General features: G+C 61.4%; 7 protein-coding genes. All 7 read right to left on the bottom strand.

Features of this window, described 5'->3' with window-relative positions; all coding sequences use genetic code 11:
- Nucleotides 1-16: 16 nt before the first annotated feature.
- Complete coding sequence (locus QEO92_RS14215; RefSeq protein WP_227703487.1) at nucleotides 17-457, bottom strand: DUF2267 domain-containing protein; 441 nt, start codon at nucleotides 455-457, stop codon at nucleotides 17-19.
- A 49-nt stretch (nucleotides 458-506) separates the two neighbouring features.
- A complete protein-coding gene (locus tag QEO92_RS14210) occupies nucleotides 507-782 on the bottom strand; it encodes a hypothetical protein (protein WP_227703486.1) in 276 nt (91 codons plus the stop codon).
- Nucleotides 783-1109: 327 nt separating this feature from the next.
- Nucleotides 1110-1985 carry a zinc metalloprotease HtpX gene (locus tag QEO92_RS14205; protein WP_227703485.1) on the bottom strand — a complete coding sequence of 292 codons (876 nt, stop codon included), beginning with the start codon at nucleotides 1983-1985 and terminating at the stop codon, nucleotides 1110-1112.
- A gap of 515 nt (nucleotides 1986-2500) precedes the next feature.
- Nucleotides 2501-3061, bottom strand: a complete 561-nt coding sequence (locus QEO92_RS14200) for an invasion associated locus B family protein (protein WP_227703484.1) — start codon at nucleotides 3059-3061, stop codon at nucleotides 2501-2503.
- Nucleotides 3062-3107: 46 nt separating this feature from the next.
- Nucleotides 3108-4895, bottom strand: a complete 1788-nt coding sequence (locus tag QEO92_RS14195) for a ShlB/FhaC/HecB family hemolysin secretion/activation protein (protein ID WP_227703483.1) — start codon at nucleotides 4893-4895, stop codon at nucleotides 3108-3110.
- Nucleotides 4892-11878 carry an MBG domain-containing protein gene (locus tag QEO92_RS14190; RefSeq protein ID WP_227703482.1) on the bottom strand — a complete coding sequence of 2329 codons (6987 nt, stop codon included), beginning with the start codon at nucleotides 11876-11878 and terminating at the stop codon, nucleotides 4892-4894. Before QEO92_RS14190 ends, QEO92_RS14195 begins: the two co-directional genes overlap by 4 nt.
- A gap of 232 nt (nucleotides 11879-12110) precedes the next feature.
- Nucleotides 12111-17459 carry an autotransporter domain-containing protein gene (locus tag QEO92_RS14185; protein WP_227703481.1) on the bottom strand — a complete coding sequence of 1783 codons (5349 nt, stop codon included), beginning with the start codon at nucleotides 17457-17459 and terminating at the stop codon, nucleotides 12111-12113.
- Nucleotides 17460-17473 lie beyond the last annotated feature (14 nt).

Genomic DNA, 17473 nt, shown 5'->3' with positions numbered 1-17473 from the left:
ATAGCCGCCTATCGTGTCAGCGGCGGGCAGCCATCGGCCACAGCAGGTGCAAAGGAAGCGGCAGGCCGTCGATCAGCTTTGCAGTCTGGCCGGGATCGAGTTCCTTCCATAAAAGGTCGAAGACGGCTTCGGTCGTCGTTTTCGGATCGCGCGGAAACTGGGGCGGCAGGCGCTTGTTCACCTCTTCTGCAAACTCCTCGACGGTGCGGGTGTTGTTCTTTTCGGCGGCAAGATGCCAGCCTTCGAAATAGATGCCGCGAACGAGGATCGGCAGTTGAGCGGACAGGTGAACCGCCTGTTCCTCCGTCAACTGGCCGCGCAGTGCCTGAAGCACGGCCCGAAGCGCATTATAGGCCTGTTGCCGGTCAGCAAAATGATGATCGTCCACGAGCCTTTTCAGCCAGATATTCGTCTGCTGGATCGTGTGATCGAGGGCTGCAACCTGGGTATCACTCATTTCAACCTCCATGGTCTGGAAGAACGGCAAGGGACAAGACCGAAGCCGGTCAGGCAGAGACGCGCCAGTTGCGGACGTCCTCGGACGTGACGCGAATGTGGCCGGCCCGGCCGAACTGCTTTTCGTCGAACTTGTTGCTGGCGATCTGGCTGAAGGCCTCGATATATTGCTGCAGCCTGAACTCGTCGGCGCGCGGCGGGTCTGCGATCGCCTCAAGCGCGTTGTAGGAAACCACGACGACCTCGTCGCCGGTCCCGGAATCCATCAGCAGCCGTCCTTCGTCTCCCGACGACGTCAAAAAACCTGACTTTAATTTCAGCGGCATGGCGGCCTCCATAAGGTTGGTATTGGGGCCATGATAACGACATCCGGCAAGCGAACAGTGATCGAGATCAAGCTCAAAGGATTTTGGAATACTCAAGAAAACATTCGCATGCTCTTTTCGAAAGATGTCGTTCGTCGGCCAGGCACACCCGTAGATTATCTCGTGAGCGGGATGATCGTCCTTTCAGTCGAGGCATGGGCGGCCTCCTGTCGCCTGCCGCGCTAGGTTCGTTCATAGCTGACGATATGCGGGTTGCCCGGCGCGGTATGGATGCTATTTGAAGTTGATCGCCCCTCCGGGATCGGCTCTGGATGGGTTGGAAGTCCGTTAAGGCAAGGGCAGGCGGCTGAAGTGATTATGCGTCCCGCGCTCACGTAGACGACCTACGCGTTCGCGGGTCAGAGGATGCGTGCGAAGGAGACGCAGATCAGGCATACGGCGGCCGGGCGAAATGGATTCCCAAAAACGTCCCTCGACGGTCTCCATCTTCATCAACGCCGCGACCAGAGCTTCAGGATCGCCTGTCAGATCTGCGGCAGCCATGTCGGCTTCGAACTCGCGGGTGCGCGACAGCGCCAGTTGCAGCAGGCTGGCGATCGTCGGTGAGACGATCAGCAAAACGATGGTTGGCCACGAAAAATGCATGCGCTCGGCAATAACAAGCGGGATGTTGAACAGCGTAAGCAGGATGCCCGCATTGGCGAAGATGGAGGCCATGCGAGCAAGCATATCGGCGATCGTCGTGATGCGCAGATCGTGGTTGCGCACATGACCGATTTCGTGGGCGATGACGGCCATCAGTTCGCGTCTCGTAAGCAGCCGTATCAAGCCGTTGGAAAGCATGATGGCAGATTTGGACGGCACGCCGACCGTGAGGGCGAGCGGTTTTTGTGTGGGCATGTACCAGAGTTCAGGCGCGTTGGGCAGCGAGGCGTGCACGGATAGCGTACTTACCGCCGCGAACAGGTCGGGCAGTTCGTCGCGGCCGAGGGGGCGGGCGCCGTAGGTGCGGAGGATCGCTTCGGCTGGAAAGGACGGAGCCAGCGCTGAACCGAGTATGACGCCCGAGAAGGCCGCGAACATGCCTTTCCAGCCCCACAAACCGTAGGCACAAAGCGCTGCAATAATGGCCATGCCCAGGATGAGAACAGCCGAATGAAGTGCGGTTCTCAATTGCTTTTTGATGATTTTCCGCCGGTCCATCGCTCTTCCCACTCTTTGCCAGCACGGCAAATCTTAACGGGAGGGCGACCGGGCTGCGTTGAGCGCGGTCAAGATGGCGCAAACGATCCGCCGCATTTTCCACCCCTGGAGGCGGCACCGATTGCGGCGACGGACGCCAGTCGCACTCCGGTTGCGTTGATTAAGGAGGTGCAAGCCAAGGCGTTGAGCAATGTTCCATCTTGCCGCTGATGTTTCATTCCACCTCTGCCGCGTCTGCGAACCTGATGCGCTGTGGGATTTGCTTGCGGCAGGAAGGCAGGCAAACGATCACGATCCTGCATGCCGACCGGGATTGTGAACTTTTTCAATGAGTTCAGTTATAGAGTTTGTACATTTACAGATCGACGCTCAGGGGGCCGGCATCGAGTCGCGGTCCCAGCGGCGACCTATTTCCGGAATACGCGTCGTTATTCCGCATTCGTAGCCGCGTGTAGCGGTACTACGCATGTCGGACTGGCGATTGGGATTTAGTGATATTTCGCATAGCCTTCCCATCATCCCTTCAGAAGCTGGTTGAGACGTTCAAGGGCTGCTGCAAAGCCTTTGAGCGAGACGGAAAGATTGACCGGCTGCGAAGCCTCGAGCGAAATCGCTGTGATGTTCAGTGTCGCGGCAGTCTTGAGGGTCGCGACGTTCGCTGCTGAGAAGTTGACCGGTAGAAGGCATCCGGCGGGGACGCAAGTGGAGAACCTTAGGTTGGGAAGCGGAGGATTGCTATCAATCTTCAGGTTCGCGCCGGCGTCAAGCTGTAATCCGAACGGCATCGCCAGAACGCCTGTGACGCTTCCATCCTTGCTCGGCTGCAGTTCGATTGCGAGAATTCGCTGGCCGTTTTGTTGTTGCTGAAACTGCGACATGGAACAAACTTTGCCGCTTTGAGCGACGCCGCAGGCGACCCTCCAGTCCTGATAGGTCTCCTGCAGTGAGTTGGCGCCGCCCGGCAGGGTGGCCTGCGCCGTCTGGGCAAGAGCTTGATCTTGAAGAGCTGGGAACAGGGACGAGCCCAACAACAACGCTGCGGTGAGGGCGCGTTTGAACGGGTTGTGGATGATCATGTGTTTTGCTTATTCCTTGCGTTTTTTGGGTTCACAGCCGCCTGCATCAATAACGTGCCGTCAGCCTGAGTTTGAAGTCGAAATCACCGGCGCTGAGGCTGCCTTCGTCAACGAGTGCGAATGCCGCTGTGGCGTTGAAATTGAGGTTCTGGGCCAGACTATAGTCGACACCAAAACCGGTTCCGGCAAGCGACAGCTTCTCGTCGGAGATCCTGTCCCATCCGAATCCAAGATCGATGAAGGCGAAGGGCGAAAGCCGGTCGCTGCCAAGCGGCGAAAGTGTGGGGAGCCGCAATTCGTTGCGAAGAATGATGCCGGTGTCGGCTACCGCATCGTTGAGGCCGTATCCGCGCACGCCGTCCAATCCTCCGATCGACAGCCTTTCGGTATCAGGCAAAGACTGGCCCGCCAACTGAAAGACGACGTTGTTGGAAAATCGAAAGCCCGCTGCCAACTCGGTGTCCCGGATAACGCTGCCGGCCAAATAGGCGTAGCTTGTATCGGCGACGGTTCCATTCGAATAGACGTTCCATGCGCGGGCGGTATTGTCTCCGAAGAGACCGCCGGGGTTGGCCTTGATATGGAGATCGATTTCGGTCGATCCGAGATCGTCCGCAAACCTGTGCGTCCAGCCAAAGCCTAATTGGAACACCTCTGCCTGTGCACCTCCGAGGTCTAGCCCGGCGAAGAAGGTATCGCGGGACAGATGCTTGTATTCGACGCCGGCATAGACTTCACCGCCATAAATACCCGGCAGGATGTTGGAAAGCGCACTGCGATAATAAAGCGGAAGTTCGATAATCGTGCTGTCGAAAGTGAAGCCTTCTTCCGTTTGACGCGTGGCGATATAGGATGGGCTGAAATCGATCGCCTGGCGCCCGTCGAGTGGAAGGACGAAGCGAGCCGAATGGCTCAGATAGCGTGCCCGGTCATCGCTATGGTCCGGAAAAAGGCCGCTGAGATCCTCGAAGAGATCTGATGATCCGGTCAGTTGATACGTGCCGAACGCTCCATCGATGCCGGGTATTGCAAGCCCCGCGCCGAGAAAGAAACGGTCATGTCCTGTGGCTTTGGTCCCCGTGTTGGAGTAACCCGCATAGACCTGCCAAGGCTTGCCAGAAGTGACATCCAGAACCAGATCAGAATTTCCGGTCGCCGAACCTGGCGAAAACAGGCCCTGTACGCGCCGGAACGGAGATCGGTTGAGCCAGGCCAGATCCTCGTTAACACTGGCTGAGGAAATCCGCCCGGCTTCAGGGACCCTTACCTGAGCGGCAAGACCGCTCGCGGCTGTGCCCCCCGCACTCCTTGCGGTCACCGAGCCGAATTTGAACTCCATCACCCGAAGATTGACGACACCGGCGGTAATCTCCTGAGGCGGGATCGTTACCGATACGAACGGATAGCCGGCATGCCGGTAGACGCCGGCGATGGTGGATTGGGCATCGGCTATCAGCGACATGGACAGCGGCCGCCCTATGAAAGGTCGAAGGACACGCACTAACTCCGGTTCAAGATTTTTTCCCTCGCCGATGCCGCCGATCACGATACCGCGTGTACGGCCGATGTCTGGCTGTTCTTCGGGCCCGATCAGGCGGATGCCGACGAGATCAGGACCTAAAGGCTGTTCGTCGGCTGCAATCACCGCTTCGTCCGGAAGTGAGACCGTGGGGGCCGCGGCACTGACCGCTGGAGGTAGGTTACGTTCCACCACCGGCGACTGGGCAGCTAGATTGCCTGTTGTGGCGAACAGCGCAACTGCCGCAAACGATGACGACCGGCCGATGAAAGAAGACCAACGAATGCCGGTGATAACAGGTTTGTGAATGATCACCGGAGCGCTCCGACGGTAAGGAACGGGCCGATCGGCAGGTTCGCCGGATGGGGAAGTGATACGCAAGCGCCGCCCATCACCATTCCCGCGGGGCACATAGAGGGGGCGTTGATCCCGGAGGAAGGTTGGCCGCCAAGTCCAAGGGGCTGCGATGGTTCGAAGGCTGGTCTCGGCGGGAGAGGGGGCATAGGTGGTGCCGACGCTGCTGTAATCGTCAACGTTCCCTCAAAGAAGCTCAGCGAATAGTTTCCATCCGCTGAAAGCGTGCCTTGCGTGATGCCGTAGATGCCTACATCGGACGAAGACGTTGCCAAAGTGGCCAGCGTACCGGAGAGCGTGTCAGTACCGACGAGCCCCATGCCGCCGATCGTGTAGGTGAAAGGCGGGTTTGCCTCGCCGTAGACGCGCGACAGGTCGTCAGCCGTGACGGTAATCGATCGTCTGCCGATCGTCAGGTCGCCACCGACGAAGGTCAGATCGTAGTTGGACGATGCCGCAAGCGTGCCTTGCGCAATGCCGTAGGTGCCGACATTGGACGTAGACGTTGCCAAAGTGGCCAATTCGCCGGAGAGCGTGTCGCTACCGACGAGCCCCATGCCGCCGATCGTGTAGGTGAAAGGCGGGTTTGCCTCGCCGTAGACGCGCGTCAGGTCGTCGGCCGTGACAGTAATCGACCGCCTGGCGATCGTCAGGTCGCCTCCGACGAAGGTCAGATCGTAGTTGGACGATGCCGCAAGCGTGCCCTGCGCAATGCCGTAGGTGCCGACATTGGACGTAGACGAAGCGGCCGTCGTGAGCGCGCCGGTCAGCGTGTCGCCACCGAAAAGGCTGCCGGCCGTGATCGAATAGGTCAACACAGGAACGCTATTGCCGTAGGCCATCGTCTGCGCGTTCGCCGTCACCGTCAGCGCAGCTGGCGAGACCGTCAGCGTGCCGGGGAGGTAGGTGATGGCGTAATTGCCAGACGTCAGGCCCGAGGCGGTGATCGAATAACTGCCGACATTCGTCGCTGCCTGCGACGTGCCACCATAGGCAAGTGTGCCTCCGAGGCTCGCCGCTGTATCGCCGCCCACGAAACCGCTGTAGGTCACACCGTTGCCACCCAAATAGGCAACGCCGTCATAGGTCTTGTTTGCATTGTTTGCCGTCACCGTCAGCGCCGCCCTTCCGATCACGAGCGTGCCGGGCGTGAAGGTCATATCATAACCGAATTGGCTCGAATAAAGTCCAGAGAGCGTCAGGCCGGCGCCGGAATAGGTGCCGGCATTGGCGCTGGAAGCCGTGTACGACGCGGTGCCGAATACAAGCGACGTGTCGTAGCCAGAAGGATTATAGACGACCGTACCGACGCTCGAGGAGCTTGCCGAACCGTCATAGGTCTTGGAACTGTTGCCGCCGGTTACGGTGAGGTTCGACATGAAGCTGCGCAGGAGCGGCATGGTAAAACCGTCATAAATGCGCCAGGCCGCGCCTGTGCCGCCCGCGTCGTCGATGTCCCAACCGGCACCTGTGAACGTCGAAAGACTTGACATCTGGACCATTGCCAGTCCCGTTATCCCGCTGGCGGATCCGACCCCGACCCCGAGGTGGGTGCCGGAGGTGGCGGTATTCCAGAAGCTCGCGGTGACAGTGCCGGCATTGTTGCCGATCAACCCGCCATAGGGGGCTGCCGAAGATGGCACCGTACCGGCGGAATAGCTGTTCGCCACGGTTCCGCTATTGACGCCGACGAGGCCGCCGGACGTGGAGCCGCCGGAGATATTCCCTGTGGCATAGGTATTGATGATCGCCGCAGAATTGACGCCCACGAGGCCGCCAGCGGTTCCGGCGACGCCGGCACCGGCCGTGACCGCCCCGGTGGCGAAAGCATTGCTGATATTGCCGGTGGAATTATAGCCTACGAGACCTCCCGCGCGGCCATCGTCGCCCACGCTCACCGACCCGGTGGCGTAGGAGGCGCTTATCGTGCCGCTGTTGGTGCCGGCAACCCCGCCGGCGGTGCTGTCGTCGGCACTGCCCACCGTGGCCGAGGATGCAACGTTGGTGATGGTGCCGTCGTTGATGCCGGCGATGCCGCCAAGGGAACCCGCGGCAATAGAGCCCGTATTGCCCACGCTGCCCGACGTCGCAACGTTGCTGATCACGCCGGCACTTACGCCTGCGACGAGGCCGGCATTGAGACCTCGCACCGAACCTGCGACCGCCAGATCGCTAACAGCGCCACCGCTGCCAATGACCCCGAACAGGCCCGCATCGGTGGTCGGTCTGTTGACGACGAGGCCGCTGATGGTGTGCCCGTCGCCGTCGAGACTTCCGGTGAAGGATGTGGTGGCATCGCCGATGGAGGCAAAGCCCCCGCCCGAATTCCAGCTGGAAGAGCCGGAGGCGTCGATATCCGCGACGAGAACGAAATCCTCTGTAAGCAGGCTCGCCGAGGCGAGGCCCTGCAGGCCGAAGACGTCGACGATCTGGTAAGGCGTCGCCGAGGTGCCGTCGCCGCCCGTGGCGCGCAGGAAGGTGGTGCCGGTGCCGAGGCGGAAGTCGGTGGCGTTGAAGGAGGCGAGTGTGCCGGCGACCTGTCTCCAGGTGCCGGCGGTGAGGGAGAAGAGGCCCACATCGATGGCGCTCGACGTGGTGGCGGTGCCGGCTGCGGAGATGACGAGCGTGCCGTTGGCGGCGCTGACGGCTCCGCCCAGCGTGATGTCGCTGCTGGCGACCGTGGTGAGCCTCAGGCTGGAGGCATCCGACCAGGAGATGGCGTCCGCGATGTCGAGGTCTCCCCCCGCCGACAGTTCGACCGTGCCGCTGACGCCGAAGCTGCCGCCGCTGTCGATCGACAACAGGCCTGCGGAACCGAGATCGGTGTCGAGCGAGTAGTTGCCGGAGGCGTCGAGATAGACGCCGTAGCCGCCCGTCGTGGTGAGCGACGCGAAGGAGGACGGGGAGAGAAAGCCGAGATCGGTGTCGGCATAGCTGCCGAACGTGGCGAGATAGTTGGCCTGAGTTGCCGTCAGCGCGGTCTGGCCCGTAATCAGGTGCGCCGCCATGCCATAGATTGCGACGTTCTGCGCGCCGTTGGCGCCGGCGATATCGGAGAAGGCGCTCCCCTTGGTCGATCCATTGTCGAGATAGGTCAGGACGCCGGTCGAAGCGAGCGAGGAACCGGGGGCGAGCATGATGTAGTAATAGCCGTTGGCGCCAGTGACGGCGCTGCCCATGCCGCTGCCGGCGGATACGGCGGTCACATTCGCACCCGCCAGCGCCGTCGTGCCGGCATCGCTATAGGCGGTGCCCGAAACGGCGACCGGCGTCGCTGCGTATTGCCACTTGAAATACGGATATAGGTTCGCGCCAGTTCCCCATATGGACGAGGAGAAGCCGGCAGGCAGGCTGCCCTGGAGCTGGGCAGTGGTGCGGGCCGTAGCACTGCCGGGGCCGCCAGAGATGCCGACCGACTGTCCGCTGGTCTGGGTGTTCCAGTAGGCGTTGGTGATTGCCGAGGCGCTGTTGTTGTTGTAGCCGGCGAAGCCGCCAACCTGCGCGCCGCCGGTCACGTAGCCGGTCGAATAGGCATTGGTGATGGTGCCGTTGACATAATTCACCCCGACGAACCCGCCGATGTTGGAAGCCGATCCCAGACCGACCACGCGGCCGGTCGCATAGGAATCCGTGATCGTCCCCTCGTTATGCCCGACGAAGCCACCGATGGGACCGGAACTGCCCGTGACCGTGCCGGTGGCGTAGGACTGACTGATGGTGCCGCCGTCGAGGCTATAGCCGTTGGCACCGACCAAACCGCCGATATAACCGTTGCCCGCGCTGGTGCTCGTGCCGGTGACATTGCCCGTGGCGTAGGATCGCGTGATCGTGCCGCCGTTGAGGAGGTAGCCGACAAGGCCACCGACCTGATAGCCGGCACCCGTGACGTTGCCGCTTGCCGAGGAACCGCTCACAGCGCCGCCATTGACCGCTCCGATGAGGCCGCCGGAATTGGCCTCTCCGGTGCTTACTCCCGAAATGGTCGCACTCGCCGATGCCGCCGATACCGAGCCGCCGACCATGTAGCCGATAAGCGCGCCGACGTCGTCATTGCCGATGATGCTGCCGCCGGAGAGCGTCACGTTGCCGATCGTGGCGCCGTTCGTATAGCCGAACAGGCCGACATAATTGGTGCCGGCGCGGTTGATCGTCAGGCCGCTGATGGTGTGGCTCTGGCCGTCGAAACTGCCGGTAAAGAGAAAACTGTTGTCGCCGATGGGCACGAAGCCGGAAGCATGCCACAGGCCGCTGTAGTAACCGCCGACTGCAGTGAATGCGTCCGTCAGGTCTATATCGGCACCCAGCGTGTAGCTTGCCGAAAGGTCAAGCGACATGAGTTGCAGCGCAGCCGGGGTCGCGATCACGGTTGAATATTCGTTGCGCAGTATCGGCCGCGTCTGGCCCGCGATCATCACCCAGGTATTGGTGAAATCGAAGCCGGCATAGGTCGCCTGCGTATAGGCCGAGGCGTTGGAGATGCCCGTGCCGGCGAAGCTCGTGCTCTGCCCGGTGGAATTCACGTCCCAATAGGCGTTCGATACCGTGACCGGGCCCGCCAGCGTTTCCCCGCCGATCAATCCGCCTGTATTGGACGGGCCCGTCACCCTGCCGCTGGCATAGACATTGGTGACAGTGCCGCCCTGATAGATACCGCCTGCAAGGCCGCCGGCATAGTCGCCGGTTGCGGTGACTGAACCCGTGGCGTAGGAATCGGAAATCGAGCCGGCACGCAGACGGCCGACCAGTCCGCCGACTTCGTCCCCGCCACTGACGGTCACGGCCGACGAGGACCCGGAGATAGACCCCTGGTCAAGCCAGCCGACCAGCCCGCCGATCTGGCCCGCCGCGCCCGTCACGCTGCCCGTCGCATGCACATTTATGAGCGAGCCCGCGAGCACGTTGCCGACAACGGCGCCGACCCTTCCGCTGCCGGAGACCGATGCGTTCGACAGGGTCAGGTCCCTGACGGTCCCCCACAAGGCGCCGATCAGTCCGGTGATTGTTTGCCCAGGACGGTTGATGGTCAATCCGTCCACCGTGTGCCCGAGACCGCTCAGTGTATTGGCAAAGGAGGCGATCGGGATGAAGCCGGCGCCGGCGTTCCAACTGGCGGTCGCGGACGCATCAATGTCATTGCCCAGAGCGTAGTTCGTGCCGTCGACCATGGCCTGCAGGCCGGCCACATCGTGGATCAGCGTATAGGCGTTTCCCCCGATGGAGAGGCTCGCCGCCGATCCCGACAGGGTGACGCGAGCACCGTTGTTCAGGCTGTAGCCGGTTCCGTAAGTGAGAACCAGGCCAGCATTGGCACCGGTCGCCGTGATATCCTTATTGATCAGCACGCTGCCGGCGGCGCTCAGCGTCAGAATGGTGTTGGCGCTCCAGGTAATCGGTGTGGCGACCGTGATGTTGCCCGCCTGCGACCCGCTGCTCCCCGTCGTGACGGTGACATTGGCCAGCGCGAGTGCGTTCGTCAGCGTCGTCACATTGAGGACGCTGTCGGCGGCGCTGGCGTCGAAGCCCGACATCCCGCTGCTCGCGGCGCTTGAAATCGTCAGGTCGTAGGGATCGAGGAGCAGGTTGCCGAAGGCGCCGCTCTCGCTCCTGAGATCCGCCGCACCGTCATAGACCAGCACGGCCTTGCCCGATACTTCCGCGTCGCCACCCGAGGCGCTGCCTGCGCCGGTGGCGCTGATGGTGCCGGCAAATGTCGTCTTGTTATCCGACCACACAACGACATTGCCGCCCGCGCCCTGCGTGCCGTCCGCCCGGATGGCAGCGCCCTTGGCGATCGCCACCGTGTCGGCCGTTGCGACCGTCTCGGCCAGGTATTTCGTCGCAGCGTCCTTGCCGCCCTGGTAATCGCCTCCGATCAATACGGTGCCGCCGGTTGCGCCGGAGGCATCCACCGCTGCAGCGGAGCCCAGCTTAATCTTGTCGCCGGTGACGACGACGGTGCCGCCGGAGCCTGTCGTGCCGGTTGCCTCAACCGTGCCGTTGATCGTGACGCTGCCGCCGGAAATGCGGATGTCGCCGCCGCTGTCCGGCCGCGCCTGCGGAACCGGAACGCGCGTCGGCAGGCTGGCGATCGCCGTTTGCGGGCGGGTCGCCTTGAGCTTGCCGGTCACCTGGACCTTGCCGCCTTCCCCCGCCGTCAGGAAGATGCGCCCACCCTCGCTCGTCACGCCGGTCGCCTTGACGACACCGCCGGTATTGCCGGCAAGCGCATAGACATTGCCGCCATTGGCGCGCAATTCCGAATTGGCGGCGGCAATCGCGCCGGAATTCGTCGCTTGCGTATCCGATCCACCGACTACGACCGCGAAGAGGCCGTTCTCGTCGGCCTTATCCTTCGCCAAGATCTCGTAACCGGCCACCAAGCCTACCGTGCCGTTCTCAGCGCTTATGCTACCCTTGTTTTCCACCGCGCGCGCGATCAGCGCGACGTCGCCCGCCTTCGAGCTGATCGTGCCAAGATTAACGACAGAGGCCGTCGACCGGCCCGCAAAGGTCATCGGGCCTCGATCCAGGAAATCTTCATTGGCGACATCGTGAGTGGAGGCAAAGAAACTGCCGCCAGTCGAGATCATGCCACTTTCTCCGACAACGATGCCGGCTCCATTGACAAGATAAAGTGACCCGGTTGCGGTCAGCGACCCGTCGATGCGTGAGCCGAGATTGCCTATGACCCTATTGAGCGTCGCACCCGAGCCGTTATCGAAATGCACCGCCGCACCGGATCCGATCGAGAAGCTACCCCATTCGATAATGCCGGTCGCGCTTGTCTGATTGATGAGCAACCCCGAGGCTGTACCCTCTACAGAGCCGGATCCTCGAATGAAGCTACCGCCGGAAGGAATGACGTCCTGGGAGAACGCAACGGAAGGAACCGCCACTGTTGCCAAGAGCAGGGCCACATGGCGCTGCCATCTAGATTTATGCATTCGATCCCCCAGAGCGGAGCGCGGCGCCCGCTCAAATCAAAATCACGTCAAAATAGATATGAGTCTTCCTGATAAGATAAAGAATCCACCACCCGAGGCAACGCCGACTTCCAAGCTGAGTGAGTAATTTCTAGAGCGAATGCAACAATTTGACGGTGGCTGCCGACCCGCGCTTGTCCTTATTTCCCACATTCGATCGTTTTTCCGTTCTGTCATCGAGTGGATGTCTTGCTCAGAATTTAACGCCGAGTTTGGCGGTAAAACCATGGTCTCGAGCGCCATTTGCGATTTGTCCCTGATAGGCGATAGTGAGGTTGGCGCCGGGTGCGACGTCGACATCGATACCAGCCTCCACCACGGCTGCGTCCCTTGCGATCGGATTGCCTGCCACGGTGAAGGCATCCGAACCGGCGAAGGCATGGGTGACGGTCGGCGTGGTGTCGCCAAACGCACGCCGCCAGCCCAGCATGCCGGTGATGCCGATCTGCATTCGTCCGATCGCAACCTTGTTTTCGGCACGAAGCCCGAGCGTGGTAAAGGTCGTATCGGTTGTTAGGCTGGAGGAGGTGAGGGCGGCCGCACCGCCGGTTTCCCGATAGCCATCTGAGCCGACGCGAACATGGGCAAGATTGACGAATGGCTCCAAGCGGGCGACCTTCGTTTCCATGCCATAGGCGAATTCCCCGAAGGCCTGGAAGGTGGCGGCGTTGTAGTTGGCCCCAAGGCTGTCGGCAAATCCGGTAAAGCCAACAGACCGGTCGGTCTCGATGTCGTTCCAAGTATAGGCGAGGCCGGAGCGGAAGGCAAAATCGCCCGATCGCGAGCCGGCATAAAACCCGACATGATAGTTATCGCCCGAGGAAGACGAGGCGCGATCATTCGTGCTGGAGGACGACTGGCTGTAGCCGGCCAGAAAACCGACCCGCCAAGCATCGGTCAACATGGCGTCAGCTCCGCCGACGAAGCCGCCGACGGAGCGATCGAGATGAGCGGCATTGCCGTTCTCGTCGGTCGATCCCCATGAGCCGAAACCGCTTCCCCAGACGGCGATGCCGGCATCGGCGGAGGCAGGGACGGGGGCAAGTCCATCGGCGCCATAGGCAATGACTGGATCCGTGGAGGCAGCCACTCCCTGAAAGGCCGCCCGCAGGCGGTCGTTGGCGGCGCTGCGGATATGGCGCGAATCCTCAATCAAGCCTGTCGTGACCGAGGCGTGGATCTCACCCGAGATCTGGTCGAAGGCTGCGCGTGCGGTCGTCTCATCGAGCTGGACGATCGCGTCGTAAAGATCATTGCCGAAGGTGAGGCTGTCTGCCCCTTGCGCTGCAGCGATCTGGTTGCGTGTCACGGCAGCCTGTGCAAAATCGATATCGTTCCGGCTCAGCATCAGCGTCACATTATTTGTGCTATAGCCGAGCTTCGGGTCGAGGAAGGCAAACGCGGACGTGACCGCATCAAAGGCGCCGCTTACCCCTTCGTCGGCGGTGATGATCGTGTAGGTGGCGGCCGGATCATAAGCACCTGTCATGCCGATATGGACGACGGTGCCGCCGTTGAGCGTGGCCGATCCGGTCACTTTGATCAAGTCGGTGTCCTTGCCGCCGGGGGCAACTTCCACCTCGTAACGAGAGCCGACATCAAGGACCAGATCTCCATCCACCGTCAGCGTTCCGATCGAGTTACCAGGCGCCAGGGTGGAACCGGGCGCAAGTGTCACCGTCGAGCCGTCGCCCGAGCCGATCGTACCTGAGCCTTGAAGGCGCCCGCCGTTTCCGATCAATGCCGAGCCGCCGAGTGCCTCGTTGACGATCAGGGTCGTGTCAGACACTTCGCTGAAGCCTGTAAAGGCTGCGTTGTCACCGGTGAGCGCGATTCGGCCCCCGCCAAGGAAGCTAACGGTTCCCGATCCCGAAATCGCTCCGTCATAGGTGCCGTCATAGATCTGGTCGAAGGTGAAGCCGGTACCCTGCGCCAGATCGAGGTCGCCTGCGAAGCGGTCTGTCGTCGAAACCATACCACCTTCCTCGATATCCCAGTCGAGCAGGGACACCCCAGTCAGTATAAGCGTGCCAGCTCCACGCTTGATCATCTCGCCCCGGTCACCGCCGAGACCGGCGATGTCGCCGGCAAAGGCGGCATCGGCGTCCTGCTCGAATACCACGGCGCCGGCATTGCCGATCGAACCGCGGATTGCGTCTGCACTACCGGTCAGGGTTCCAGCGCGCACCAGCGTATTGCCCTCATAAAGGTTATTTCCCGCCAGCTTCAATGTGCCGGTACCAGACTTCTCAATCCCTCCCGCTCCCGATATTGCACCGGACAAGGCAAGCTCGCGATCGCCGAAAACGTCGAAACGGCCGATGTCGTCGAGGGTGATCGTACGATTGGAGTTAAAGCCTGTCGCGGTCGCCAGCGTTCCTCCATCAAAGATCAATCCACCCGACGTAGCGCCCAGATTGGCATCCGATGACAGCCATAAGGTCCCGGAGGCAATCCGGGTGCCGCCCGTGTAGGTGTTCTTACCGCTGAGGACCAGGGACCCGGCGCCGGTCTTTACCAGGCGCGACACTCCGCCAAGGGACGCGGATATTCCAGCGGCCATTCCACTGTCCGTTGCACCACCGTCGCCAACCCTGATGATGCTTTCGCCATTTATGCCCAAAAGCGTGACCGTATCGCCTGCGATGCCATACCCGTCGCTTGCAAACTGCATTCCCGTGACGCCGACTGCTCCTGCTGAATTGTCGACAGTCACCGCTCCGGAAGGTCCCTGAAAGATCGCGAAGGTCGGATTGGGTTTGAACGATCCGTTGAACGCACCATCGCCGGAGGTCCAGTTGCGCCCGTCGGCCGACCAGACGCCGGAACCGCCATCTACCGCACCGTTATCGTGCAATGCAGCATTGGCACCATCCCAGAAGCCAAGCTCTGCCCCCGCGGTCGAGATCAGGTTGACCTGACCGCTAACCGCCGTCTGGATCCTCAGATCGTCAGCCACGATCCCTGCCGGTGTCGGGCCGATCCCAAGGCCATGGTCGGTCAAGCTTCCAGCATAGTCGAAAAGCCGGTAGACACCGGCCCCGAACCCGCCCTGATCGGCGACCGCAAGCGTGCCGTCGAGCGTCAAGTTGCCGCCAATGTCGAACAATGCCGAGGTTAGAGTGCCACCGAGGGCGACGTCAATTATCGAACCGTCATCCAAATCGAGATCGCCGCCGATCGACAGCATCGTACCCTGTGCACCCAAAAGAATGCCGCCGTTAGAGAGCGAAAGATCACCGTCAATCGTGCCGGTTCCTGTAACCGTTCCCATGTCAGATGCTGTCACATCGCCGCCGAAACTGCCGTTCACCAGCAGTTGCCCGCCACGAACCGAGGCTGAACCGCCGAACCGATCGGCGACCGTCAAACGGCCCCCCGTGACTTCCGTCACTCCCGTAAAATGGGACCCATTGCCACCCAAGATGGTGTCGCCGCTCTCATGCAGGATCGTTCCGTGTCCACCAATATCCGCAGCGAACTTTACCGACGAACCATCGGCGAGGCCGCTATGATTGAATACCAGCGTGCCGGTTCCTGCTCCGAAGGCAAGTGATGCAACGTCTAGCGTGCCGGCCGCGACCGCGGCATTGCCCGCTGCTGCACCAATGTTCAACGTGCCGATTGAGCCTGCCTGAGCGCCAAGTGTGATTGCGCCCCCTGCGGAGACCTTGCCGTCCTGCTCAATCGTCAGCGTTCCATAGCCCAGATCGCCGATGGCGAGATCCGTGCTGTTGATCCACGTCGAGCCAGCACCCGTCACCGTGGCAGACCCGTTGCTTCCACTGTTCCAGCCCAAAATCCCGAGCGCGCTGGAAACGGTGCCACCTTGCGTTATCGTCAGTTTGCCGGTGCCGACCAGCCCCACGAAAATGCGTTCGCCGGTCCAGGTAGTTTCCTTTCCCTGAACCACGACCTCGCCCGCGCCACCGGAGTGACGAGCGATAAAAGCGTCTTTGTTGATGACCGCGCCACCATGTGCGATCGTCAGGCTGCCTGTGCCCGAACCTCCGATAGTGAGGTCAGCGCTATTGGTCCAGGTCGAGCCAATGCCGGTAACCGTGGCTGTTCCCGTCGCCCCGGTTTCTTTCCCGATAAAGCCGAGGGCGTTTAAAACTTGCCCTCCGTCCTCGACAGATAAAGTGCCCGCACCGTTATTGCCAATCGTGACATCGGCAGCATCGTTCCAGGATGAGCCGATGCCACTGATTGTGATCGCGCCACTTGAACCAGCGAAGTCGCCGATAAACCCGCCGTAGCTGGAGATCCTCCCGCCATTCGTTACGGCAAGTTCGCCGTTGCCGAATACGCCGACACTAAGATTGAGTGCACTCGACCATGAAGAACCGGCCCCTGAAACGGCAGCAGTGCCGACCGCTCCTACCCCGTAGCCGACAAAACTGCCCCAGCCGGTAACGACCGAACCGCCGTCTTCAACGGAGAGCCGACCTGTACCGGAATTGCCAATATTGAGGTCGCCCAGATTGTCCCATTTGGAATGCGCTCCAGTCACGATGACGGTGCCATCGGTTCCAGTGCCGGTGCCGCTGCCGATCACCGCGTAGCCATTGGCGACTGAGCCGCCATCTGCGATCAAAAGCCAGCCGCTGCCACCGGCATCGCCGACAAAAAGACTGTGGGCGGCGGTCCATTGCGAACCGGTGCCGGTGACGGTAACGCGGCCTTCCGCTCCGGACCCGGTGCCGACATAACCGAATCCGCTGCGAACCTGGCCTGCGGCCTCGACAGATAGCGTGCCGGCGCCGCCATCGCCGACAGCGAGATCATCGACCATGGTCCAGGTGGAGCCTGTGCCAGTGACGGTCGCTATGCCAGTGGAGCCGGATTTGGCGCCGATATATCCGTATTTGTTGTTGACGGTGCCGCCGGCCTCGATATCCAGCGTGCCATATCCGAAATGGCCGACATAAAGGTCTTGGCTGTTCGACCAGGTTGATCCGGCTCCAACCACTGTCACCCTGCCTATAGAGTGCGGGCTGAAGCCGACATAACCAATCGTGTTGTCGACAACACCGCCGTCCTCGATCGACAACGTACCATTTCCAGACTGGCCGATGGTCAGCGACCCGGTATTGTGCCAGGTCGAGCCGTTGCCGGTCACGATCGTGGTACCGGTGGAGCCCGAATTGGCGCCGATATAACCGTATGTGGTGTTGACCGTACCGCCGCCTTCGATGTTCAAGGTGCCGGAGCCGAAATAACCGATGGAAACATACCCGTTATTCGTCCAGGTCGATCCGTGACCGATGACGGTTGCCATGCCACTGGACCCTGCCTGATTGCCGACAGAGGCCGAGGTGTTGTTGACAACGCCGCCACCTTCCAGAACCAAGGAGCCGACGCCGACGTCACCGACATGCAGCTCGCCACCGACGTTCCAAACGGGTGACGTCGCTGGAGAGGGATTGACCTCTCCGGACGTCGTCACGCTTTGAGCCGATGCGGGAGCGTTGGCCACCAACCCGGCAAGACAATTCACGAGCGCCGTGGAAGCCAGAAGCGTCCAGGTGCGCGCAGACACGGTCCTTCTTCTCG

Origin of the sequence: Neorhizobium petrolearium, from assembly GCF_029854435.1 — a bacterium.
GTDB lineage: Bacteria > Pseudomonadota > Alphaproteobacteria > Rhizobiales > Rhizobiaceae > Neorhizobium > Neorhizobium petrolearium.
The sequence above is the reverse complement of the archived record's forward strand: the minus strand, read 5'-3'. Positions and strand labels throughout refer to the sequence as shown.

Bases quoted from the DNA above. Each gene is read 5' to 3' on its own strand.
- QEO92_RS14190 (WP_227703482.1), bottom strand. From the start codon at position 11,878: ATGCATAAATCTAGATGGCAGCGCCATGTGGCCCTGCTCTTGGCAACA.
- QEO92_RS14215 (WP_227703487.1), bottom strand. From the start codon at position 457: ATGAGTGATACCCAGGTTGCAGCCCTCGATCACACGATCCAGCAGACG.
- QEO92_RS14205 (WP_227703485.1), bottom strand. From the start codon at position 1,985: ATGGACCGGCGGAAAATCATCAAAAAGCAATTGAGAACCGCACTTCAT.
- QEO92_RS14210 (WP_227703486.1), bottom strand. From the start codon at position 782: ATGCCGCTGAAATTAAAGTCAGGTTTTTTGACGTCGTCGGGAGACGAA.
- QEO92_RS14200 (WP_227703484.1), bottom strand. From the start codon at position 3,061: ATGATCATCCACAACCCGTTCAAACGCGCCCTCACCGCAGCGTTGTTG.